The sequence below is a fragment of the Balneola sp. EhC07 genome (assembly GCF_001650905.1).
Taxonomy (GTDB): Bacteria; Bacteroidota; Rhodothermia; order Balneolales; family Balneolaceae; genus Balneola.
This window is the reverse complement of sequence record NZ_LXYG01000020.1, coordinates 62,712-88,823: the sequence shown is the minus strand read 5'-3', so window position 1 is coordinate 88,823 and position 26,112 is coordinate 62,712. Positions and strand designations below refer to the sequence as shown.

General features: G+C 41.5%; 5 protein-coding genes. All 5 read left to right on the top strand.

Translation table 11 applies throughout. From position 1 onward, the window contains the following. Positions 1–22: 22 nt before the first annotated feature. The 5 genes from A8B79_RS14900 (at position 23) to A8B79_RS14880 (ending at position 26,096) form a co-directional block, all read left to right on the top strand. On the top strand, positions 23–418 hold the full coding sequence (locus A8B79_RS14900) for a response regulator transcription factor (RefSeq protein WP_066224241.1): 396 nt from the start codon (positions 23–25) through the stop codon (positions 416–418). Then, the gene (locus tag A8B79_RS16245) at positions 402–22,937 is read left to right on the top strand and encodes a BspA family leucine-rich repeat surface protein (RefSeq protein WP_066224238.1); all 22,536 of its coding nucleotides are present in this window, start codon (positions 402–404) and stop codon (positions 22,935–22,937) included. The genes A8B79_RS14900 and A8B79_RS16245 overlap by 17 nt, the downstream gene beginning before the upstream one ends. A gap of 216 nt (positions 22,938–23,153) precedes the next feature. After that, positions 23,154–23,384, top strand: a complete 231-nt coding sequence (locus A8B79_RS14890; RefSeq protein WP_066224236.1) for a hypothetical protein — start codon at positions 23,154–23,156, stop codon at positions 23,382–23,384. 339 nt (positions 23,385–23,723) lie between these two features. After that, the gene (locus tag A8B79_RS14885; RefSeq protein ID WP_066224232.1) at positions 23,724–24,608 is read left to right on the top strand and encodes a M20/M25/M40 family metallo-hydrolase; all 885 of its coding nucleotides are present in this window, start codon (positions 23,724–23,726) and stop codon (positions 24,606–24,608) included. Positions 24,609–24,827: 219 nt separating this feature from the next. Continuing rightward, positions 24,828–26,096, top strand: coding sequence for an MFS transporter (locus tag A8B79_RS14880; RefSeq protein ID WP_066224229.1), 1,269 nt, complete (start codon positions 24,828–24,830; stop codon positions 26,094–26,096). Positions 26,097–26,112: the final 16 nt, after the last annotated feature.

Below are 26,112 nucleotides of genomic sequence, written 5' to 3'. Positions count from 1 at the left end.
ATTTAAAAATAAAGATTATAGAATGAAAATAATGATAGTTGATGACCATGCTGAAATACGTCGAATCATAAAAAATTTTGTAGTACTAGCTACGGGAAAAAAGCATCAAATTATAGAATATGAGACCGGTGAAAGTGCAATGCTAGAGTATGAATCTCAACAACCGGATTTTGTTCTGATGGATATAGAATTAAAGAGTATAAGTGGTTTCACTGTTTCGGAAGAAATTCTAAAGAAAGATCCTGATGCAAAAATCATATTGGTTAGCAGCTACAACACACCCAGTTTTAGGCGCAAAGCAGATGAACTCGGTATATTGGCTTTTGTCGCAAAAGACAAACTTTCTGATTTACAACCAATTTTAAATTCGAAGAAATTAAATACGAATACAGGGGTACAACATGAGACATTCAATTAAATTTCTATCTAATCTAATCGTATTAGTAACACTATTGGCAGCCGTTCCTGTTCAGGCTCAGTTTCCGCCACCACCTTCCGGTCCGTTTGCTGACTTTGTTGAAATTACTGGTACCACAGAAGTTGGGGAAACGCTGACGGGTAATTACGAGTACAATGACCCGAATGATATACCCGAAGACGGCTCTACTTATCAATGGTATCGGTTTGACAGTGAATTTGAACCACCGGTGCCAATCGATGGCGCAACCTCAATAACGTATACACTAGTTGCTGCTGATGAAGGAAAACTAATAGTGTTTGAGATAACTCCTTCTAATGGTACAGATAACGGGATGCCTACCCCAAGCGATCCTGTTGGCCCTATTAGTGGAAGCGTTGGTGGAGGTGGGAACAATCCGCCAACAATATCAAATGTTTCTATCAGCGGAACATTAGAAGTAGGTTCTTTACTGACAGGATCATATGATTATAGTGATCCTGATAACGATCCTGAAAGTGGTTCTGTGTACACATGGTATCGAAGTGACGATGCAGGGGGGAATGGGAAAACAGCAATTGGCGGAGCTGACGCTAATACTTATACATTAGTTAATGCTGATGAAGGCAAATACATAAGTTTTTCTGTTATTCCAAGTGATGGTACTGATGCAGGCACTTCCGGAGAAAGTTCACTGAGTGGACCTGTACAGGCTGAATCGGTCTCGGTAAGTTTTGCCGGTGGAGAAGGTTCTCAGGGAGATCCATATCAAATTACTACCGCCGAACAGCTTCAGGAAATCAGTAATAATCTGACGGATTACTTTATTTTAACTCAAAATATTGATGCCTCTGGAACGTCAAGCTGGAATAGTGGTGCCGGCTTTGATCCTATTGGAGCAGGCGCACCATTTACAGGAAATTTAGATGGACAGGGGTATAAAATCACAAGTCTTTTCATAAACCGTTCAACTAATAGTAATGTGGCACTATTTGCTACAATTGGTGAAGGTGGAGTTGTAGATAGTTTAGGAATTGATCAAGGAGATATTACAGGTACTTCCAATACGGCAGGGCTAGCTGGCGAGAACTATGGAACCGTAACCAATAGTTATTATAATGGTTCTGTAACAGGAACCTCTCAGGTTGGTGGATTAGTGGGGCAGAATGGAGGTGATATTACAGCGTCTTATTCTACTGGGTCTGTAACGGCTACCGGCTCTGATATTGGTGGATTGGTTGGAACCCATAATTTAAAAACTATTAGTAAGAGCTATTCTACAAGTTCAGTAAACGGTGGAGATAATGCCGGCGGCTTGGTTGGTTTTGCCAACGATAATATTGAAAATAGTTTTGCTGTCGGTGCAGTATCAGGATCATCTCAAGTTGGAGGATTAGTTGGTAACCTAGACAGTGGAATAATCACAAATAGTTTTTCGACAGGTACGGTAAGTGGAAGTACCAATATTGGAGGATTTGTTGGCTTAAAAAGCGGTTTTGGAGCTGCACAAAACAGTTTTTGGGATACTGATGAAAGTGGAACTACCACTGCCGTTGGTGCAGGGTCTACTTCTGGCATAACCGGTAAGACTACTTCACAAATGAAAACAGAGTCAACCTATACAGGAGCTTCATGGGATTTTACAGACGTTTGGGAGTTAGTAAGTGGAGTAAACAACGGCTATCCAATACAGCAGGAATTAAATCCGAATGCAGAATCAGCCAATACAGTCCCTGCTGCCTCAAACCTTGTTATAAATAACCGAACAAATGCAGGAAACTTACCTGAATTAGGAGATCAATTAGCGGTAACCTACAATTTCAGTGATGCTGATAACGATCCCGAAACAGGAACAACATTTCAGTGGTATCGTGCAGATGATGCTAGTGGTACCAACGCAGTACAAATAGCTGGAGCAACCGATTCAATATATACGGTAGTGTCAGCTGATTTAGATAAATTTTTACGAGTTGATGTAACACCCAATGATGGAACTGATGCCGGAACTTTAGTTTCCAGCTCTTATTCTGAAGTAGCGGCATCAAATCAACCTCCTTCCGCCGGTACTGTTACAATTACAGGAACTCCGGGAATTGGCGATACGCTGACCGCAGATTATACCTATTCTGATCCTGAAAGTGATTTGGAATCAGGAACTACCTTTCAATGGTATGTAGCAGTAGATGAAGTTGGAACCGGACTAACTCCGATAGCAGATGCTACTTCAAATAAGTATGTAGTAACACCAGCTGAAGAAGGAGCATACATCAGAGTAGAAGTTACTCCAAATGACGGCACACAATATGGTTCAACGTCGACTTCTGATTTCGTAAAAATAAATGTTCGTCCTATCGCAATTGCTGGCACTATCACAGGAACTCCTGATGTTGGTGAAACCATTTTTGCAGTATATGAATACAATGACTTTGAGGATGATCCTAATGCCGGTGCTCAATTCCGCTGGTTTGTTGCGGATGATGGATCTGGTACTAATGAAAGTACGATATCCGGAGAAACAGATAGTAGTTATGTAGTTGAATCAGGTGATGCAGGAAAATTTATACGTGTTGAAATAACTCCGTTTGATGGTACTTCTCTTGGTATAGCTGATACCTCAGCTTATGTGGAGATTCTTGTTCCAAACACCAATCCTGTTGTAAGCAATCCGATTGCTGATTTTAGTGTAGATGAAGATGCCGATGATAGTTTCTTTAATCTTACCAATATTTTTTCGGATGCGGAAGACAACGATGCTGCTCTTACCTATTCCATTGTTTCCAATTCGAATACAGGGCTTGTTACAGCTGCAATTAATAATACAACAGACACTCTGAGTTTTGCATATACCGCCAATGAAAGTGGTATAGCAGAAATTATAGTTCAAGCCATGGATAGCCAAGGATTAACTGCTCAGGATACTGTAAATATTAACGTAAATCCGGTTAATGATGTGCCTGTATTTGTAAAAGGAGCCAATCAGGTTGTAGACGAAAATTCCGGAGCACAGACGGTTAACGGTTGGGCTACGGGCATAAGTGTGGGAGCCGGAGATGAAGCGAGTCAGGCATTGAACTTTAATATATTCACGGATAATGATGATTTATTCTCAGTATTACCGGCAGTAGATCCGTCAACAGGAAACCTGACGTTCACTCCCGCTGCCGATTCATTTGGAGTGTCCAATATCACCATCAGTCTTTCCGATGATGGTGGTACAACTAATGGAGGAATTGATACATCTGCAGATCAAGTGTTCACCATTACGGTAGAAGAAGTACTTACGGTAGATTCATTAACAGCATTTATTACCGTATGGAAAACGACCACGCCCGGGGAGTCGATCACTATGTACACAGATGGGGGGGGCACAGTTTCCGATTTTGATGCGATCATTGACTGGGGAGACGGCACAGTGGAACGAATTACAGGCGACGATCCGGATCCTTCCCATAGCTATGCGGTGGCTGGGGAGTACGAAGTTCGTATTGGAGGGACATTTCCTCGTTTGGATATGACTGATAATGCTGATTTAGTAACCTATGGAAACACGCCAGCGCTTGCTGCTAATTCAGATAAGATTATTGCTATCAACCAATGGGGAAATATTATCTGGGAAAGCATGTCCAACATGTTTTACCAAACTCCGAATTTGGTTACCTACTCTGCAACCGATACCCCGAATTTATCCCAGGCTACTTCGCTTGAAGGAATGTTTGCTTTCACGGGGTTGAGTTCAGCTGATTTAAGCGGTTGGGATGTATCTATGATAACCGATTTCTCTAGCATGTTTACTAACGCGACTTCTTTTAACGGAGATCTGTCTGATTGGACATTTTCTTCAGCAGATTATACAAGCGAAAATGGAGTGAATTTTCTGGGAATGTTCAATTTGGCCAGCTCTTTCACCGGAACAGGGTTGGCGAACTGGGATGTTAGCAATGCAGATACAATGACTGTTATGTTTTCCGATGCTGCGGCCTTTAATCAGGACCTGAGTAGTTGGGATGTTAGTAATGTGAAAGACATGTTCTTGATGGCAGAGGGTACAGCTTTAAGTACAGCAAATTATACCGACATGCTCAGCAGTTGGAGCGCGTTAAGTCTTCAAAGTGATTTGGATTTTTCTGTAAACCCAACTACCTATAATCTGGCCGGACTTGAAGGACGAGATATACTGGTAGACACTTTTGGATGGAATATTACCGATGGTGGTTTAACAGCAGGGGCACTGAGTTTATCGACTATCGAAACTTCTCCGATAGACACATCAGTTACCGATACGCTATGGATGGATTTGACCATTGATGGAACCGTAGCTACAGATGCCTTAAATCCAATATGGACCTTGACGCCGGCTACAGGTATGTCGGCATCAGGAAGCCCGGTATTTAATGAAGACCGACAACAATGGGCTTATGACTTGAGTGGTATTACGGTTACTAACCTGGATCAGGAATATGCACTGCAAGTTTCTGCTTCTGTTTCACTGGAAAATGGAAGTGCAAGTATCGAGGATGATTTTTCTATAAATGTGATAGTGCCTAATTCAGCTCCTGTTGCAACTTTAGCAATTGAAGATATTACTGTTGATGAGGATGCAGACAATACGACCATAGATCTGACTTCCTATTTTGCTGATGCTAATGAAAGTGCCGATGATTTGGTCTATTCAATAGAAACCAATTCAAATCCAATATTACTTACAGCCTCTGTAAATAACACAACAGATACCCTAACTCTGGCTTACGGAGCAAATGAGTTTGGAACCGCAGATATCACCGTGCGGGCCACCGATTCTGGTGGTTTGACGGCAGACACTTCATTCACTGTAACAGTGAATTCAGTTAATGACATTCCGTTATTTACGAAAGGAGCAAACCAAGTAGTAGATGAGAATGCAGCCCCACAATCAATAAGTAATTGGGCAAGTGGAATAAGTGCTGGGCTAGCCAACGAAAGCGGGCAAGGGTTAACATTTAATGTAAGCACCGACAATGACAATCTTTTTGAAGTAGGTCCGGCTGTTGATCCGTTAACAGGAACGCTGACTTTTACACCAGCTGCTGATTCTTTTGGAGTAGCGAATGTTACCATTAGTCTTTCCGATGATGGCGGGACAACTAATGAAGGAATCGATACCTCTGCTGATCAAGTGTTCACCATTACGGTAGAAGAAGTACTTACGGTAGATTCATTAACAGCATTTATTACCGTATGGAAAACGACCACGCCCGGGGAGTCGATCACTATGTACACAGATGGGGGGGCTGGTGTTACCGACTTTGACGCCATTATCGACTGGGGTGATGGCACGGTGGAAGAAATTACGGGTGATGATCCCGACCCTAGCCATAGCTACGCGGTGGCAGGAGATTATGAAGTTCGTATTGGAGGGACATTTCCTCGTTTGGATATGACTGACAATGCTGATTTAGTAACCTATGGCAACAACCCAGGCTATGGCCAGAATTCAGCCAAGCTTATTGGCCTCAAGCAATGGGGGAATATAGCGTGGGAGAGTATGGAAAATATGTTCTACCAAACCCCTAATTTGGTTAGCTACACCGCCACGGATGCCCCCGATGTATCCCAGGCGAGCAGCATGGAAGGCATGTTTGCCTTTACAGGATTAACCAATGCTGATTTAAGCGGTTGGGACGTGAGCAGTATTACCGATTTCTCTAGCATGTTCACCAACGCAACTTCTTTCAATGGTGATGTTAGCGGGTGGACCTTCTCGAGTGCGCCCTACTCGGTAGCAAACGGGCTCAATTTTACAGGGATGTTCAATTTGGCTAGCTCTTTCACCGGAACAGGGTTGGCGAACTGGGATGTTAGCAATGCAGATACAATGACTGTTATGTTTTCCGATGCTTCGGCTTTCAATCAAGACTTAAGCGGTTGGGATGTCAGTAATGTGAAAGACATGTTCTTAATGGCAGAGGGTACAGCTTTAAGTACGGCAAATTATTCAGCTATGTTAAGTAGCTGGAGCGCTTTAGATGTGCAGAGCGGAGTTGAATTTTCTGTAAACCCAACTACCTATAATCTGGCCGGACTTGAAGGGCGGGATATACTGGTAGACACTTTTGGATGGAATATTACCGATGGCGGATTAACAGCAGATGGGCTGAGTTTATCGACGACGGAAACTTCACCAATAGACACATCAGTTACCGATACGCTTTGGATGGATTTGACCATGGATGGAACTGAAGTTACGGAAGCTTTAAATCCGGTTTGGACCTTAACTCCAGCAACAGGATTAACTTCTCCTGGTAACCCAGTTTATAGTTCAGCTCGCCAACAATGGGGATACGATCTGAGTGGAATTGCAGTGAGCGAACTTGATCAGGAATATGCTTTAGGTTTCTCTGCATCTGTTTCTTTGGAAAATGGAACATCCAGTGTGGAGGATAATTTTTCGATAAACATAACGGTGTCGAATACCGAGCCGACTGTGTTAGCTGCGATTGAAGATCTTTCTATAAATGAAGATGCAGAAAATACGACAATTGATTTGACTTCTGTATTCTCTGACGCAGAACAAGCAGCTAGTGAATTGACTTTTTCAGTCGAGTCGAATTCAAATACTGGTTTAGCAGATGTTTCAGTAAATAATACTTCAGATGAATTAACACTGTCATTAATTGCAGACAGCTCTGGTTCTGCAATTATTACTATTCGTGCTACAGATTCAGGTGGACTAACTGTAGATAATTCATTCAACGTTACAGTAAATCCAGTTAATGATTCGCCAACTATAAGCACTCCTATTGCAGATGTAACGGTTGATGAAAATGCACCGAACACAGTAATAGATCTAAGCACAAGCTTCAGTGATGTAGAAACCACATCGGGAGATTTAGCCTACACCGTAGAATCCAACGATAATACTACACTGGTTGCAGCTTCAATCGATGGTTCTACATTAACATTGGATTACCAAACCAACCAATTTGGGGTAGCAAGTATAACGGTCAGAGCCAGTGATGGTGAGTTATTTGCAGATGAAACTTTTATAGTTACTGTGATTGAAGTAAATAATGCGCCCATATTTCCAGGCGCATATGATGTATCCACGGCTGTTTTGTCTTCCTCAGAATATATTCCGTTGGGTGGTGGATCCCAGATTATTTTTAATGCCGACGGCACAAAAGTATTTTCACTCGATTCACCTGAAATAAAGGAACATACCTTAAACCTAGCGTATGACTTATCTACAGCAAGCAATGAGCAAGTAGTGTTCACTTTTGGAGAAGAAATTTCGTTTTCAAAAGATGCTGAATTTAGCAGCGATGGTACAAAAATGTTTGTTCTGAATGCTTCTCCAAAGGCTGTAGTCGAGTATAGTCTTGGTACCGCCTTTGATGTATCTACGGCCGTATATGGAGGGCAAAGTGAAGAATTCAATATTGGCACAGAAGAAAGTTCCGCTGAATCTATATCATTTAATGGAGATGGCTCCAAATTGTTTATAATTGGAATTAACGGTAAATCAGTGGTTGAGTACAACCTTGGGACACCTTACGATGTATCTACAGCAGTGTTTGCTGGAACGGATCAAGAGTTTTATGTAGGAGATCAGGATTTAAGTCCAAGAGATCTGGCCTTTAATGAAGACGGTACCAAAATGTTCATTATGGGAGATGGAGATGATTCAGTGGTGGAATACAACCTTTCCGTAGCCTACGACGTATCTGAAGCAGTATATGCAGGACCCGGTGAAGAATTCGATCACGGAGGTACTAGAACAAGTAACCCATTATCATTAGTCTTTAATGGTGACGGCACTAGAATGTATATATATGATGCGTTAGGAGCCCACTTTGAATACGTTTTGGATAATCCAACTTTAGCCAGTTTTGCTGAAAATGGCACAGGTACAGTTATTGATATAAATGCCAACGACGGAAACGGCGGTGCAGCAGATGCTGGCCTAACGTACTCCATCTTGGCTAGCGCGGATGCCAATGAGTTCAATATTAATGCCTCTACGGGTGTTCTTACATTTAAAACTGCACCAGACTTTGAAAACCCTACCGATACTGATGGAGATAACGAGTATATAGTGACCGTTCAAGCCGATGATGGAGAAGCTGAATTCAACACAGAAAGTATTACACTCACTATAACCGTAACAGATGTTTTTGAAAACATAGCCCCGATAGCGAGTAACGCAGGTGTTGCAGGAACTCCAAAAGTGAGAGAAACCCTTGCTGCAACCTACGATTTCAGTGATGCTGATGGAGATGCAAATGCAGGCGCTAATTTCCAATGGTACAGAGCCGATGATGCGACAGGTACTAATGAGGCAGAAATAGTTGGAGCAACCGATTCCACCTTTATTCCAACATCGGTTGAAGCCGGTTTGTTTGTAAAAGTAGAGATTACCCCGAATGATGGGCTTGAATCCGGCGTGGCGGTTTCTAGTGGTTGGGTAAGTGTTCCACCGATATTCCTATTAGCTGAAAACGGAGTTACCATAACCTGTAGCGAAGCAGCAGTTGGAGACACCGGAACGATAAATGACATTGAATACACCAAACGAAGCAAAGATCAGATTACCCAGGAAAATGCAGCAACAACGTGTACAAGTGGCATTACGGATATGTCGGCTATGTTTTCTGACGCATCTTCATTTAATCAGGATATAGGTAGTTGGGATGTTTCTTCAGTAACTGATATGAGTCAAATGTTTGATAATGCATCCAGTTTTAATGGCTCTCTTGCTAATTGGGATGTAAGCTCTGTGTTGAATATGCAAGGTTTGTTTTATCAAGCAACCGTATTTAATCAGGATATAAGTAGTTGGGATGTAAGCTCTGTAACAAATATGAGGCTTATGTTTTATTATGCCAACAGTTTCAACGGGGATATCAGCGGTTGGAATGTAAGTTCTGTAACAAATATGGAGTCCATGTTTTATAATGCCCGTTCCTTTAATCAAAATATTGGAGGCTGGAATATTTCTAATGTATCAAATTTTGAAGGGTTTTTATTTGATGCTGCAACTACTACAGAAAACTACGATTCCTTATTGATTGGTTGGGCAAATTTACCAAACGTACAACCAAACCTAACCTTAAATGTAGAACCAGGAAAATACTCTCCAGCAGCAGAAGAAGCACGTGCAGTTCTAACAGGAAGTCCTAACAACTGGACGATTATTGACGAAGGGCGTACAAACAATGCCCCTGTGGCAAGCAATATAAATATTGGCGAAGGTTCTGTTAAGACCGGTGCTCAAATTACTGCCAAATATGATTTTACAGATGCAGATGGAGATACAGAATCAGGAACTACTTACCAATGGTATCGTGCTGATGATGCTTCTGGAAGCAACAAGACGATGATAACTGACTCTACAGACATTACTTACACTCCAACAAGAAACGATCACTTAAAATATCTGCGATTGGATGTGACTCCGAATGATGGATTTGAAGGCGGTGCTACGGTTTCCAGTGGGTATATATTGGCAAATATATTTGATGGTGGAATTGGAACTGAAGCAAATCCATTCCTAATCTCAACAGTTGCCCAGCTTGATTCCATCAGAACCTTGGTTTATGAAATGTATGTAGGGTCTGTTATTGAGGATCATTTTAAATTGACTTCTGATCTTGACCTTGATGTTGCTCCTTATAACCAAGGAGAAGGGTGGGTCCCATTAACCCGGGGTTATAAAACGTTTACAGGCAGTTTAGATGGAGCCAATCATACTATTTCTGGTCTGTATATCAATAACAATACCCGTGAGTATGTAGGTTTAATCGGATTACATTCAGGAACAATTCGGAACGTTACGCTTACGGATGTGAACATTACAAGCTCTTATGAATATAATACCGGAGCTGTTGGTTATGTATCAGGAGGGATGGTTTCTAATGTACATATAACCGGTACGGTTACTTCTACCTTTACTTCTTCAGAAGGTGTAGGTGGTATAGCAGGAACTTTATGGAATAGTGGAACTATTACTGAGAGTTCATTCGTGGGTACTGTTTCAGGAACAACAAAAGCCGGAGGAATTGCCGGTGATACTTTCCGTAACGTAAAAATAATCAATAGTCTATTTAGTGGTACAGTCTCGGGAGCTAATTCGGGAGGTATTGTTGGTAGCTTTAGAGGGGGTGAAATACAAACAAGTTACTCTATGGGTAGTGTTATAGGTAGCGAAAGCGCTGGAGGTATATCTGGAACGGGTGATTATACTGATCCCAAGATTGTAAATAGCTATTCGTTAGCTACAATAACGGGAAATGATGATGTAGTAAATATTGATGGGATTGTTGGTACGGGAAGTTATAAAGCCATTAATTCTTACTTTGCAGGTACGTTGTCTGACGTACCAACCAACAGCTATTGGGATGTGAGTGGCATAGGAACTACCGATGTTTCGAACTCAGCTATGAAAGACTCTCTCACCTACTCTAATGCAGGCTTTGATTTTACTAACACCTGGTCTATAGTAACAGGGGATTCGGTGAGTTATCCATATTTAAAGCAAAATATTCAGGACCCAATTCCAGGTAAGATGAAAGCTAATAAGGCTCCGGTTGTAAACAACCCAATTGCTGATGTAACGGTGGATGAGAATGCACCAAATACGTTAATCGATTTAAGTACTAACTTCAGCGATGCAGAAACTGCGTCTGGCTCATTGATCTACACTTTAGAAGTAAACGATAATCCCACATTGGTCACAGCAACAATTAGTGATTCAGCACTTACTCTGGATTATCAGACGAACCAATTCGGAGTAGCCAATATTACGGTTCGAGCCAGCGATGGGGAATTATTTACCGAAGACAGTTTTGTAGTTACTATCAATGAAGTGAATGACCCACCAATATTTCCAGGCCGTTATGATGTTTCAACAGCAGTACAAGCAAACAATGGTTCAGCTACAGTAATCAGTCAAAGTTCTTATGGTGATATTGCATTTAATACGGATGGCACGAAATTATTTGCATTAGGTGATTCCGACGTTGTTGCAGAATATCATTTAGGAACTGCCTTTAATGTTTCTACAGCTGTACATGCTGGTGAACAAGAAGATTTTATTATTTCAGGAGAGGAAAGTTCACCAACCGGTTTAAATTTCAATAATGATGGTACAAAAATGTTTGTACTTGGCCGAGATGGTGATGCAGTTGTTGAATACACATTAGGTACTGCCTTCGATATTTCAACTGCCGTATATGCTGGGCAAAACGAAGAATTTAGTATCGCAATTCAGGAGAATGATCCTAGAGGGTTTACTTTCAACGCTGATGGTACAAAAATGTATTTATTAGGTTTTGAGAGAAGAGTGATCATAGAATATTCATTGGATACAGCATTTGATGTTTCAACAGCAATGTATTTGGGACTAGACGAAGAATTTAGTACCAGTACAGAAGAATATAGTGCTCAAGATATAGCATTTAACGACGATGGAAGTAAAATGTTTGTGATAGGTGGCTCAAGCAAAGATGTTGTAGAATATAACTTATTTACATCTTATGATGTTTCTACTGCAATTTACGCGGGTGCTTCTGAAGAATTTTATCATGGTAGATTTGGTACACGAATCCCTAGTAGATTAATCTTCAACAACGATGGGACAAAATTGTTTATTCTAGATAATATCCCATATGGTGGAGTTTATGAATATGTATTAGACAACCCAAATACAGTTAGTTTTGCAGAGAACGGCGCGGGCACCGTGATTGACATACAAGCCACCGATGGTGATGGAGGAGCTACAGATGAAGGACTGACTTATTCGATTAGTGGTGGGACAGATGCCGGAGCTTTTAATATCGATGCGAGTACAGGAGTTCTGACCTTTAAAACAGCACCTGACTTTGAGATTCCAGCTGATTCTGATACCGATAATGTATTTGAAATAACAGTAGAGGCTAACGATGGGCAAGCTGAATTCAATACTGCAAGTATCGATTTAATTATTATGGTTACGGATGTCCATGAAAATACCCCTCCCGTGGCAGCTAATCTGGCAATAGCAGGCACACCAAAAGTGAGAGAAACCCTTGCTGCAACCTACGATTTCAGTGATGCTGATGGAGATGCAAATGCAGGCGCTAATTTCCAATGGTATGTTTCGTCAGATACGTTGAATGAGCAATCTGTAATTTCAGGGGCCACCGATTCTACCTTTATTCCAACTTCAGCGCAAGCGAGCAAGTTTGTGAAAGTAGAAATCACCCCGAATGACGGGTTTGACTTCGGAGTGACTGTTTTCAGCGATTGGATAGAAGTGGCCAGTGTATTCTTGCTTGCCGAGAACGGAGTTACGATTACTTGTAGTGATGCAGAAGTAGACGACACCGGAACAGTTAATGGCGTTGAGTATACCAAGCGAAATATATATGGAATCAGTCAAGAAAATGCATCTACAACATGTACGAGTGGAATTACGAACATGTCGGAATTGTTTGGTCACTATACTTCTTTTAATGAGGATATTGGAAGTTGGGATGTGTCTTCAGTTACAGATATGAGCTTCATGTTTGAAGGTGCCTCTTCTTTTAATCAGGATATTGGAAGTTGGGATGTAAGTAACGTAACGGAAATGTCATTTATGTTTTCTGGTGCATCTTCTTTTAATCAGCCTATAGGGGCTTGGAATGTGAGTTCAGTTACAAGTATGGGTAGTATGTTTTATGATGCATCGGCTTTTAATCAAGATATTGGAGCTTGGGATGTGCGGTCGGTTACCAATATGCCGGCTTTGTTTTACAATGCATTTGCTTTTGATCAGGATCTGGGTGGTTGGGATATTTCGAATGTAACTTTATTTGATGATTATGGAGATGGTTTTTTAAAAAATTCGGGGTTGACGCCTCCCAACTACGATTCCCTCCTTATAGGTTGGGCAGCTCTTCCAAGCGTTCAGCCAAACCAAGCGTTGAATGCAGGAACGGTAGAATATACCCCTGCGGCTTCAGCAGCTCGTGCAAAATTAGTTAATGATTATAATTGGACCATTACCGATGGGGGCAGAACCAACACCGCTCCGGTGGCAAGCAACCCAGCTATTTCAGGTACTCCAAAAGTAAAAGAAGTACTTACAGCAAGCTACGATTACAGTGATATAGAGAATGATGCAAATGCAGGCGCTAATTTCCAATGGTATGTTTCGTCAGATACGTTGAATGAGCAATCTGTAATCTTAGGGGCCATCGATTCTACCTTTATTCCAACTTCAGCGCAAGCGAGCAAGTTTGTAAAAGTAGAAATCACCCCGAATGACGGGTTTGACTTCGGAGTGACTGTTTCCAGCGATTGGATAGAAGTGGCTAGTGTATTCTTGCTTGCTAATAACGGAGTAACAATGACCTGTAGTGATGCAAGCCCGGGAGATACCGGTTTAGTGGGCGGAATAATGTATACAGCCCTGAGTGGAGATAGCCTGAGAGCAAGAGTAGATGGGGGAGCTGATGTAACTAATGTATGTACGAGTCTGATTACCGATATGTCTAACATGTTTCACGAGAAATCTGCCTTTAACCAAGATATTGGAAATTGGGATGTGAGTTCGGTGACAAGTATGTCGGGTATGTTTAATAGTGCCGATGCCTTTAATCAGGATATTGGAGATTGGGACGTGAGTTCAGTGACCAATATGTTGGGTATGTTTGCGCTTACAGATAACTTTAATCAGGATATAAGTAGCTGGGTTGTGAATTCGGTTACCGATATGTCAGGTATGTTTGCCAATGCGTCTTCTTTTAATCAGGATATAGGAGGTTGGAAGGTAAATTCGGTTACCGATATGTCACTTATGTTTTATAGAGCCTCTTCCTTTAATCAAGATATAGGAGGCTGGGAGGTACATTTGGTTACCGATATGTCGGATATGTTTTTTGCTACAGTTGCTTTTGATCAGGATCTGGGTGAGTGGGATATTTCAAACGTAACTAAATTTAATGAACTTGGAGATGGATTTTTAGGTCACTCGGGGTTATCCATTGCTAATTACGACTCCTTGCTTATAGGTTGGGCGGCCTTGTCAAGTGTTCAGCCAAACCAAACACTGAATATGGAAACGTTAGTGTATTCCCCGGCGGCTTCAGCAGCTCATGAAAAATTAGTTAATGAATATAATTGGACCATTGCTGATGCCGGTCGAACCAATGTGGTACCGGTAGTCACTGACGTTCTTATTGCCGGAACGCCAAAAGTAGGCGATCAACTAATGGCAAGCTACACCTTTACTGACGCCGATGGAGATGCCGAATCAGGCAGTACCTTCCAGTGGAATGTTGCCGATGATGCAAGTGGAACTAACACAGCAGCCATCACTGACTCTACGGCTAAAACTTTTACCCCAACTTCAGCCCAAGCGGGTAAGTTTGTAAAAGTAGAAATTACCCCGAATGACGGGCGTGAATTCGGAGCCGCTGTTTCCAGTGATTGGATAGAAGTGGCCAGTATATTCTTGCTTGCTGACAATGGAGTTACCATTACTTGTAGTGATGCAGCAGTCGGAGACACCGGAACAGTAAACGGCATTGAATACACCAAACGAAGTAAATTTCAGATCACCCAGGATAATTCAGCTACAACCTGTACTTCCGGGATGACGGATATGAGCAGTCTTTTTTCATTTGAGTCTTATTTCAACGGTAATATATCCAGTTGGGATGTGAGTTCAGTGACCGATATGTCATCTATGTTTAGTTATGCCTCCGCCTTCAACTGGGACATCGGTGCCTGGGATGTAAGCTCGGTGACCAATATGGAACGTATGTTTGATGAGGCGTCGGCTTTTGATCAAGACATCGGGGCATGGGATGTGAGTTCGGTGACCGATATGGGACGTATGTTTGAAGAAGCCGAGGCGTTTAATCAGGATATTGGAGCATGGGATGTGAGTTCGGTGACAAATATGAGTGGTATGTTTAATGATGCAACAGCTTTTGATCAGAATCTGGGTGAGTGGGATATTTCGAACGTAGCAGAATTTAATAGTGGATTAGGATTTTTGCGAAATTCGGGGCTCACCACACCCAACTACGACTCCCTGCTTATAGGTTGGGCAGCTCTTCCAAGCGTGCAGACTGATAAAAGATTAGGGGTTGGAGATGTCAAATACACCCCTGCCGCCGCTACCGCTCGTGCGGTATTAACAAGCGAACCCAACAATTGGATCATTACTGATGCCGGTCGAACGAATGTAGCTCCGGTGGCAAGCAACCCAGCTATTTCAGGTACTCCAAAAGTAAAAGAAGTACTTACAGCAAGCTACGATTACAGTGATATAGAGAATGATGCGAACGCCGGAGCTAGTTTCCAGTGGTACCGTGCAAGTGATGCTATGGGAACCGATTCCGTGGCTATAGCCGGAGCTACCAATTCTACGTTTACTCCAACATCAGCGGAAGCCGGTTTATTTGTAAAGGTAGAAATTACCCCGAATGACGGGCGTGACTTCGGAGTGGCGGTTTCCAGCGATTGGATAGAAGTGGCCAGTGTATTCTTGCTTGCTAATAACGGAGTAACGATTACCTGTTCTGATGCTAAAGTAGGTGATAAGGGAACAGTAAACGGTATTGAATACACCAAACGATCAAAAGATCAGATCACCACCGAAAATGCTGCAACAACGTGTACGAGTGGAATTACGGATATGAGCTATTTATTTGATGGAAAATCCTCATTCAATCAAGATATTTCAAGCTGGGATGTGTCTCAGGTAGTTAATATGGAGAAGGTGTTTAACAATGCTCATGCATTTAATCAGGACATAAGTAACTGGGATGTGAGTTCTGTTACAAATATGTATGCCATGTTTTTTAATGCGCAGGTATTCAATCAAGATTTAAGTAGTTGGAATGTTGGTGCTGTTACAAATATGGGAGCTATGTTTAATAGTGCAACCTTATTTAACCAAGACATCAGTAGTTGGGATGTATCTTCAGTGATATATATGGATGCTATGTTTGCATCTACTTCGGCATTCGATCAATCCATTGGAAACTGGGACGTGTCTTCAGTTGAATACATGAATGTGATGTTTTCAGGTGCAACTGCATTTAATCAGGATATTAATAACTGGGGTGAAAAAACTTCTAGGGTGTCAAACATGTCTTTGATGTTTAGCTACGCAAGTGCATTCAATCAGGATATAAGTAGTTGGAACGTATCGTCTGTTTTAAACATGGAAAATATGTTTCAAGAAGCTACTTCTTTTAATCAGGATCTAAGCCAGTGGGATGTTTCAAATGTTGTTAATATGATTGGAATGTTTAATGGGGCAGTATCTTTTGACCAGGATTTGGGTGATTGGGATATTTCGAAGGTGCAAAGTTTTGAAGATACTGACGCTTTCTATAGTTTTTTGGGTAATTCCGGACTCACCACACCCAATTATGATTCTTTACTTATTGGCTGGGCAGCTTTACCAAGCGTTCAGCCAAACCAAAGGCTGGATGTGGGAACGGTAGAATATACCCCGGCGGCGGCGGCGGCGTGGGAAGTACTGACAAACGCGCCCAACAATTGGACGATTACCGATGGGGGCAGAACCAACACCGCCCCGGTGGCAAGCAACCCAGCTATTTCAGGTACTCCAAAAGTAGGAGAAGCTCTAGCTGCGACTTATGATTATAGCGATGAAGATGGAGACGCAAATGCAGGAGCGAGTTTCCAATGGTACAGAGCAGCGGATACAACAGCGACAGTAACGTCGATTACTGGAGCGACGGATTCGCTCTATACCGTTAGTAGTGAGGATGTGGGACTGTATGTAAAAGTAGAAGTGACCCCGAATGATGGATTCGATTTTGGTAATACAGAATCCTCGAACTACTTCACTATAAACACTGCACCGACAACCATTGCTGAAATCGACCAAGTGGTCATAACATCTGAATTCAGATCATTTGACCTAACCAGTTATTTTAATGATGCAGAAACAGCATCGAACTTGCTCATCTATACCGTTACGAACGACAATAACTCACTAGTAACAACAACAACGGGTGGGACTATACTTTACCTTGACTATAAAGCTGGTCAGTTTGGTACAGTAAATGTCACCGTGACTGCCAGTGATGGTGAGCTATCTGTTGACTGGACCTTTACGGTTACACTGTCTTCTCCATTTGAAAGTGGTTCAGGAGTAGAAGGTGATCCATACTTAATCACTACAGCGACTCAGCTAGATGCAATAAGAACCTTAATAAATGAAGAAGATGACAACGATATCAGTCAGCACTTTAAGTTAATGAATGATATTAATCTAGATGTTGCCCCATACAACGATGGAAAAGGATGGGTACCTTTTGCAAAATCTGAGATAGGCGAATCTTTTAGCGGTCACTTTGATGGAGATGGGCACACCATTAGTGAATTATATATAAATAGTGGCGATTATAATTATATGGGGATGTTTGGGTATGTGGTCGGAGGCAGTATCAGTAACGTAACATTCTCTGATGTTGACATCACATCCTCAGGAGAAATTAATACAAGTCCATTGGGTTATATATCTGGTGCTGCTGTTTCAAATGTACATGTAACAGGAATGGTTTCAGGAACAACTGTAGGAGGTATATCCGGAGCGTTATGGAATGGTGGACAAGTTGTAGAAAGCTCATTTAATGGTTCTTTGACCGGAGAAACTGTTGGTGGAATTGCTGGTGATATAGAATCTGATGGCGATGATAATACAACCATTAGCAAAAGCTTTTCAGCAGGATCGATTTCGGGAACTAATTCCGGAGGTATTGTAGGAGGTGTAACATCAGGGGGCACGATCTCAGATAGTTATTCATTATCATCTGTTTCCGGAAGTACTTTCGAAGGTGGAATTATCGGTGGAATTGGAGCAACTCAAGCTAATACATACTTTGCAGGTAGCCTGTCAGATGCAGCAACCAACAGCTACTGGAATACGAGTGGTGAGCAAACCAGCGATGTTTCTACTTCTGCTATGAAAGACTCTCTGACCTTTGTAAATGCAGGCTTTGACTTTACCAACACTTGGGCTATAGTAACGGGCGATTCGATCAGTTATCCATACTTACAGAATAATCCACAAACTCCAATTCCGGGGAAAGTACGGGCAAACACCGCTCCGGTTGTAAGCACACCGCTTGCTGATGTAACGGTGGATGAGAATGCAGCTAACACAGTAATAGATCTAAGTACCTTCTTTAGCGATGCAGAAACGGCGTCAGAATCACTCGCTTATACAGTGGAGACCAACGACAATACAACATTGGTTACTTCCGAAATAAGTGGTTCTACGCTGACCCTCGATTATCAGGGCGACCAATTCGGGGTAGCCAATATAACGGTGCGTGCTAGTGATGGTGAATTGACGGTAGACGACAGTTTTATAGTTACCGTCAATGAGGTGAACAACCCACCTATTTTTGATACCGCTTATGATGTATCTACAGCAGTATATGCTGGGAATGAAGAAGGGTTAAATGTGAAGGGTAGGAAATTTGGTTTTGCTTTTAATGGGGATGGTACAAAGCTGTTTGTGATTGAAAATGGATCAACCTTAGATTTGGTGATCGAGTACACATTAAGCACTCCTTATGATGTATCCACGGCGGTAAACGCGGGTTTCATAGAGGAATTTAGGATAGAAGAAGAGCACGACCCTTATAGTATAGTGTTCAACGTGGATGGGAGCAAGATGTTTATCATTGGAGCTTCCGGGTTAGTTGAATATGCGCTTAGCCCGGCGTATGATGTATCCGAGGCGTCATACGTAAGAACGGTAAGTGTAAGTACCGAAGAGTCAATTCCACTGGATATGAGTTTCAATGGAGATGGCACAAAGATGTTTGTGCTTGGATTAAATGATACGGTATTTGAATACAGCTTAGGAACGGCTTATGATATATCCACAGCGGTATATGCAGGAGTCGAGGAAGCATTCAGTGTGGCTGCTGAGGAGTCAGAACCTTATGACGTTGCTTTCCATAGCGACGGCACGAAGATGTTTGTGCTTGGATCAGATGGTAACGCAATAGTGGAGTATACTCTGGGTACAGCGTACGATGTATCCACTGCGGTGTATGCGGGAGTCGAGCAAGAATTTGGTGTAGGTGCTAGCAATCTTACAGGTTTGTCTTTCAATGGGGATGGTACGAAAATGTTTGTGCTTGATAACGATGAGATTGGTTCATTCATAGGTGAATATACATTGGGTATTCCAACGACGCTCAGTTTTGCTGAGAACGGTACGGGAATAGTGATGGATGTAGATGCCACCGATGGAGATGGAGGCGCAGCGGATGCTGGGCTAACGTATTCCATCAGCGGAGCAGATTCTGAGGTGTTTGCTATTGATGGCTCAACGGGAGCATTGAGTTTTAAAGTCGCTCCGGATTTTGAGAACCCAGCCGATGCTGATGGTAATAATGAATATATAGTCACAATTCAGGTCAATGACGGGAAGATCATTAACAATACGGCTAGTTTAACACTCACTATTACTGTCACAAATGTGGAAGAAAACACCGCTCCGGTAGCAACCAATGCAGCTATTGTAGGCACACCTAAAGTTGGAGAAATCCTTGCTACGACCTATGATTACAGCGATGAAGATGGCGATGCTAATGCAGGAGCAAGCTTTCAGTGGTATCGAGCGGCAGATTCTTTAGGAACGGATTCGATAGCTATTGCTGAAGCGACCGATTCCACCTTTATTCCAACATCGGTTGAAGCCGGCTTGTTTGTAAAAGTAGAGATTACCCCGAATGACGGGCTTGATTCCGGAGCGGCGGTTTCAAGCGATTGGCTGGAAGTGGCTAGCGTATTCTTGATTGCAGAAAACGGAGTTACCGTTACTTGTAGCGATGCTGAAGTAGGTGATACCGGAACAGTTAATGGAATTGAATATACCAAGCGAAGCAAAGATCAGATAACCACGGAAAATGCAGCTGCTACCTGTACTTCCGGAATTACGGATATGAGGAGTATGTTTATTGGAGCGGTTGGTTTCAATCAGGATATAGGCAGCTGGGATGTAAGTTCTGTGACCACTATGGGACGTATGTTTGAAGGTGCATCTTCTTTCAACCAAGACATTGGGACATGGGATGTGAGTTCGGTGACCGATATGGTGGGTATGTTTTTAGAAGCCTCCGCCTTCAACCGGGACATCGGGACATGGGATGTGAGTTCGGTGACCGATATGAATGGTATGTTTTTAGAAGCCTCCGCCTTCAACCAGAACATCGGGGCATGGGATGTGAGTTCAGTGAGAAATATGGGCGGGATGTTTGCTGAAGCCTTTTCTTTTAACCAGAATATAGGGAGTTGGAATGTGAGTTCGGTGACTAGTATGAGTGATATGTTTTCGAATGCCACTTCTTTTTCAACAGCTAATTACGATTCTTTACTAATCGGTTGGTCGGGATTATCAAGTTTACAAGCGGATGTGCCATTTGGAGCCAATAGTACAAAATATTCTACGTTAGCATCATCGGCTCGAAATATTTTAACAAGCGAACCCAACAATTGGATGATTACCGATGGTGGCAGAGCCAACACCGCCCCGGTAGCAAGTAACGCAGCTATTGTAGGCATACCAAAAGTGGGAGAAACGCTGGCTGCAACCTACGACTACAGCGACGCCGATGGCAATGCCAACGTCGGAGGGAGTTTCCAGTGGTACCGAGCGGCAGATTCTTTAGGTACGGATTCATTAGCTATTGCTGAAGCGACCGATTCCACCTTTATTCCAACATCAGTTGAAGCAGGTTTATTTGTAAAGGTAGAAATTACCCCGAATGACGGGCTTGACTCCGGAGCGGCGGTTTCCAGCGATTGGCTGGAAATGGCTAGTGTATTCTTACTTGCCGACAACGGAGTAACGATCACGTGTAGCGATGCTGAAGTAGGTGATGTGGGTACTGTGAATGGAATTGAATACACCAAGCGAAGTAAAGATCAGATCACAACAAAAAATGCCGCTACTACCTGTACTTCGGGGATTACGGATATGAATAGTCTTTTTTCATTAGAATCTAGTTTCAATGGCAATATATCCAGCTGGGATGTGAGCTCGGTGACGGAAATGATTGGGATGTTTGGTTATGCATATTCTTTTAATCAAGATATTGGTAATTGGGATGTAAGTAACGTAACCAATATGTCTGTGATGTTTGGTTATACATATTCTTTTAATCAAGATATTGGTAATTGGAATGTAAGTAAGGTTACTAGTATGAGGGCTATGTTTTTTAGTGCATATGCTTTTAATCAAGACATTGGAGATTGGAATGTAAGTAAGGTAACCAATATGTCTAAAATGTTTGAGGGTACGCGTAATTTTAATCAAAACTTAAATAAATGGGATGTTAGCCATGGACCAAATATGTGGGACATGTTCTATCAAGCAAGGTCATTCAATAACGGAAACACACCTGGTCAAAAAACCAAAACGGTCAATGGTGTTGAAGTAACTACCAGTTTAGATTGGGACGTCTCTAACGTAACCAACATGGCAGGCATGTTTCAGGGTGCTGCGGCTTTCAATCAGGATATCAGCTCTTGGGATGTTTCGGATGTGAAATACTTTGATGTTGGTCCGGATACAACAGAGGCAGCTGCCAAAGCTAAAACCAACTCAGAGATCATAGATCAAAGAAATATTGATGAATTAACTTCATCTGGAGGAGACAATATACTAGCTAATCAGGCAAGTAGGGAACATTCTCAAGCTCAAAAAAGTGCTATGACAACTACCAAACCCGATTCTATAGCAGGATTCTTAGTAGGTTCGGGAATGTCATCAGCCACAGCAAGCAAGATGTTTGTGGAGTGGTCGAAGCGAGACCTTCAGGATGGGGTAAGTATTAATATTGGCGCTATTGAACTGAATAACGAAGGTGCAACCGCTATGAAAACGTTACGCCAAGCCAACAATATGGAAGTTGCTTGGGGTGGGGAAGAAGGCGTAGATGATGAACCGGTATTTTCGCAATTACCTGAGCCTTTCGAAATTAAAACGGAGGAAACTCGTATTCTTAAACTATGGAATTATGTAAGTGATATTGCCACTCTGGATAATGAGTTGAAATTCAAGTTTGCTCTTGAGTCTGACTCAGCTCAGGTATTCGGTTTTGATGCAGCTAACGGTCAGTTATCCATTACGGCTCCTGCTTACGCGGATACATTCTCTGTAGCCATTCAGGTAGCCAACAACGAGAATATCGTTTCGCTGGATACTTTAGAAATTCATACCAGTCCTCTGTTTACAAGTGTGGAAGATTTGATAGCTGAACTACCTGTTTCTTCTGAGCTAAAACAGAATTATCCAAATCCTTTTAATCCATCAACGGTGATACGCTTTGGTATTCCACAAAGCGGAGAAGTGCGATTGGATGTGTTTGATCTGCTTGGTCGCAGGGTAGCAACGTTGATTGATAATGAGCGAAAAAGCGCAGGTTATCATCAAGTCAGCTTTGATGCCAGTAATCTTGCTTCAGGAATTTATTTCTACAGAATAGTAGCCGGTAAATTTGTGGAAGCCCGTAGAATGACCCTTATCAAATAGTTTTTACTAAACAAAGATTCTAACCCTAATCATTAATTTGATTGGGGTTTTTTGACTTTTTATTTCAATAGTTGCAGTATTTGAGAATAGTTGTTAATAGGTACTTCTACCTAGATAATTGAGCACTCCTTCCTATTGATTTCTATACATAAAAATTGAACTTTCTATTTGGCTTAAGGTCCACCCAAGCCAAAATAAAATAAAGTCAATTTATTAATGAAAGTAATTACCAGATATTGTTCCTATTGCAGTTCAGAAGAGGGATTAGAGCGACCGATTGGTAATTATAAAGTCGTACTCAGAAATCTGGAAGATCAGGGTAAAACCATGCTTGCTTGTCAAGGTTGTTATATAAATAGGAAAACAGAATTACAGAAAGCACAGGAAATGGATTCTAATATGAAGCAAAAACTTATTGATCGACTTAAAAATAGTTTCTTTTTCTGAGTGTTGTTTAACGTTTCCTTAATAAAAATCTAGATCAGGCTTTTATTACACATATCTACAGAAAAACAGTCAATAAGACTATAAGTAGCGAAAAGAGTAGCAGATATATTTTTCATTTTTAAAAATTAACCACGAACCTCGGTCATTGATTTGATCGGGGTTTTTTATTGAAGTTTTGTTTTGTAGCTATACAGGTTAATCTATTTAGCTGATCGTGGTAAATAGGAAATGCAATTCATCGATCTTAAGATTTCACTTTTTTGTAAAACTAGTTTTTAAGAATTGCTTTGAGTCTGATTTAACTCAATCTTAAGCCTTCAAAATTAAAGCAATCAATTCATGAAAAAACTACTCTTTCTTTTATTAATACCGGTACTGGGATGTCAGCCAAACAATAAAACAAGCCTGGATACTACTCAACTTATCGAAGATCTTCGATTTATTTCTTCAGACGCTACAGAAGGAAGAAGAACAGGAACAGAAGGAAATAGAATTGCTCGTGAATATTTAATAACCCGTTTTCAGGAAGAAGGAGCGGAACCGTTTCAGGATTCATACACCCACGAATTTACTTTTGAAAATCGCCGAACTCAGGAAGAAATGTCCGGAGTAAATGTAATTGCACAAATAGATGGAAAAACGGATTCCATGATCGTTATAACGGCGCATTATGATCATTTAGGAGTGAGAGATTCTTTGATCTTTAACGGAGCTGATGATGACGCATCAGGAACGGCAGCATTGTTAGCTATGGCAGATTATTTTGCTAAAGAACAACCCAATCACACACTTATATTTGCTGCTTTTGATGCCGAAGAAATGGGCTTACAAGGAGCCAGAGCATTTGTTGAAGATTCGGTTTTATTGAGCAAAGTAAAATTGAATATCAACATGGATATGATCAGTAATAATGACAGTAGCGAGATTTATGCCGCAGGTACTTATCACTACCCGGAAACAAAACCGATTCTTGAATCTATAGATACAGCAGGATTAAGATTGTTATTCGGACATGATACTCCGGATCTGGGCTATAACGACTGGACTTTTTCATCCGATCATGGACCGTTTCACAGTAAAGGAGTTCCGTTTGTGTATTTCGGAGTGGAAGACCATGAAAATTATCATAAGGCAACAGATGAATTTGAAACGATTCCCCAGGAATTCTATAAATCTTCTGTTCAACTTATTCTGAATGCTATTTTGGCTTTTGATGAACAGTGATTTGAAGCCACAGAAAGAAAGTTCAAGATGCATAAAAGATGGGTCTGTAATTTTAATGTAATACCCAATTATTAACGCTGTCATTTCGACCAACGGGAGAAATGACAAATCTTTTTATTGACCATCTATCACCCTCATCCAAAAACTCAATAACCAATCTGAATGGTAAAAGTGTAAATTAGGTGATCAACAAGATGACTTGAATTACCTAAAGATTTTTTGAGAAGCCTACAACCATATTTCCAACTTATAAAAGATAACCGAAATTATCGGTTATTGTGGATCAGTCAAGCGATTTCTAACTTTGGAGATTGGTTTGGACTTCTTGCCCTTTACGCGCTGATTGCCAAATATTCTGACTCAGAATTACTTCTCGGATTGATCATTGTTGTAAAGATGTTGAGCCTGGCGTTCTTTTCTCCTTTTGCAGGATATTTAGCAGATCGATTTAATCGCAGAAAGTTGATGATCCTTTGTGATTTTGCCAGAGCAGCATCTTTGTTGGGAATTTTACTTGTTCGATCTCCTGAAACACTTTGGATTGCTTTTGCACTTACTTCAGTTCAGATGATGCTTTCTGCTCTTTTCGAACCAGCCAAAACTTCTTCAATCCCTAATGTTACAACCCCGGAACAACTGGTTGATGCCAATGTGATCTCGACTGCCACATGGAGCATTATATTTACCACAGGAATGGCTATTGGAGGATTTGCTACAGAATGGTTAGGTACCGATTTGGTGTTTATTCTGGACGCGTTCAGTTATATAATTTCAGCGTGGTTTTTGTACAGGGCGGTTATTCCTCAAACTGAACAAACGCCAGAGGAAAAACTCAGAACCAGAAATCCTTTTGTTGGAATAAAAGAAGGTGCTCAGTATTTGTTTTCTAACAAACACATTTTAAGACCGAGTATTGCAAAGGGAACTTCAACGATGTTTCTGGGTGGTCTTGTATATCTACTCATTATCGTCAGCGAAGATGTACTCAAGATGGGTAGTATCGGATTAGGATTGCTGTATGCCGCCCGTGGAATTGGAACGGGAGTTGGACCTGTTATTGGAAGAAGACTATTTAAAGACCAGAAAGACTGGGTAATGGTGATGGGCTTCAGTATTCTAATAGCCGGGCTGATGTATATGGTAGTAGGATGGAGTACAAATATTCTGTTAATGATCTTTTTTGTTTTTCTGGCTCATTCAGCGTCGGGAGCCAATTGGGTGATGAGTACTATTCTGCTTCAAAAAAGAACAACCGATACATTTCGAGGCAGGATATTCAGTACAGAATGGTTGCTGTTTACTATAGCAAATTCATTTTCTGTGATGGTGGCTGCAGCATGTCTGGAACTGGATCTGATCTCTGTAAAACCACTGATCATGATCTATGGTGGAGTGATGCTGATTGCAGGAGCTGTTTGGACTATCTCAGTTACAAAGCAGGAAAAAGCATATCAGAATATGTCATCTCAGATAGTGGTTAAAAAGTAAAGACGTAAGATCTTAC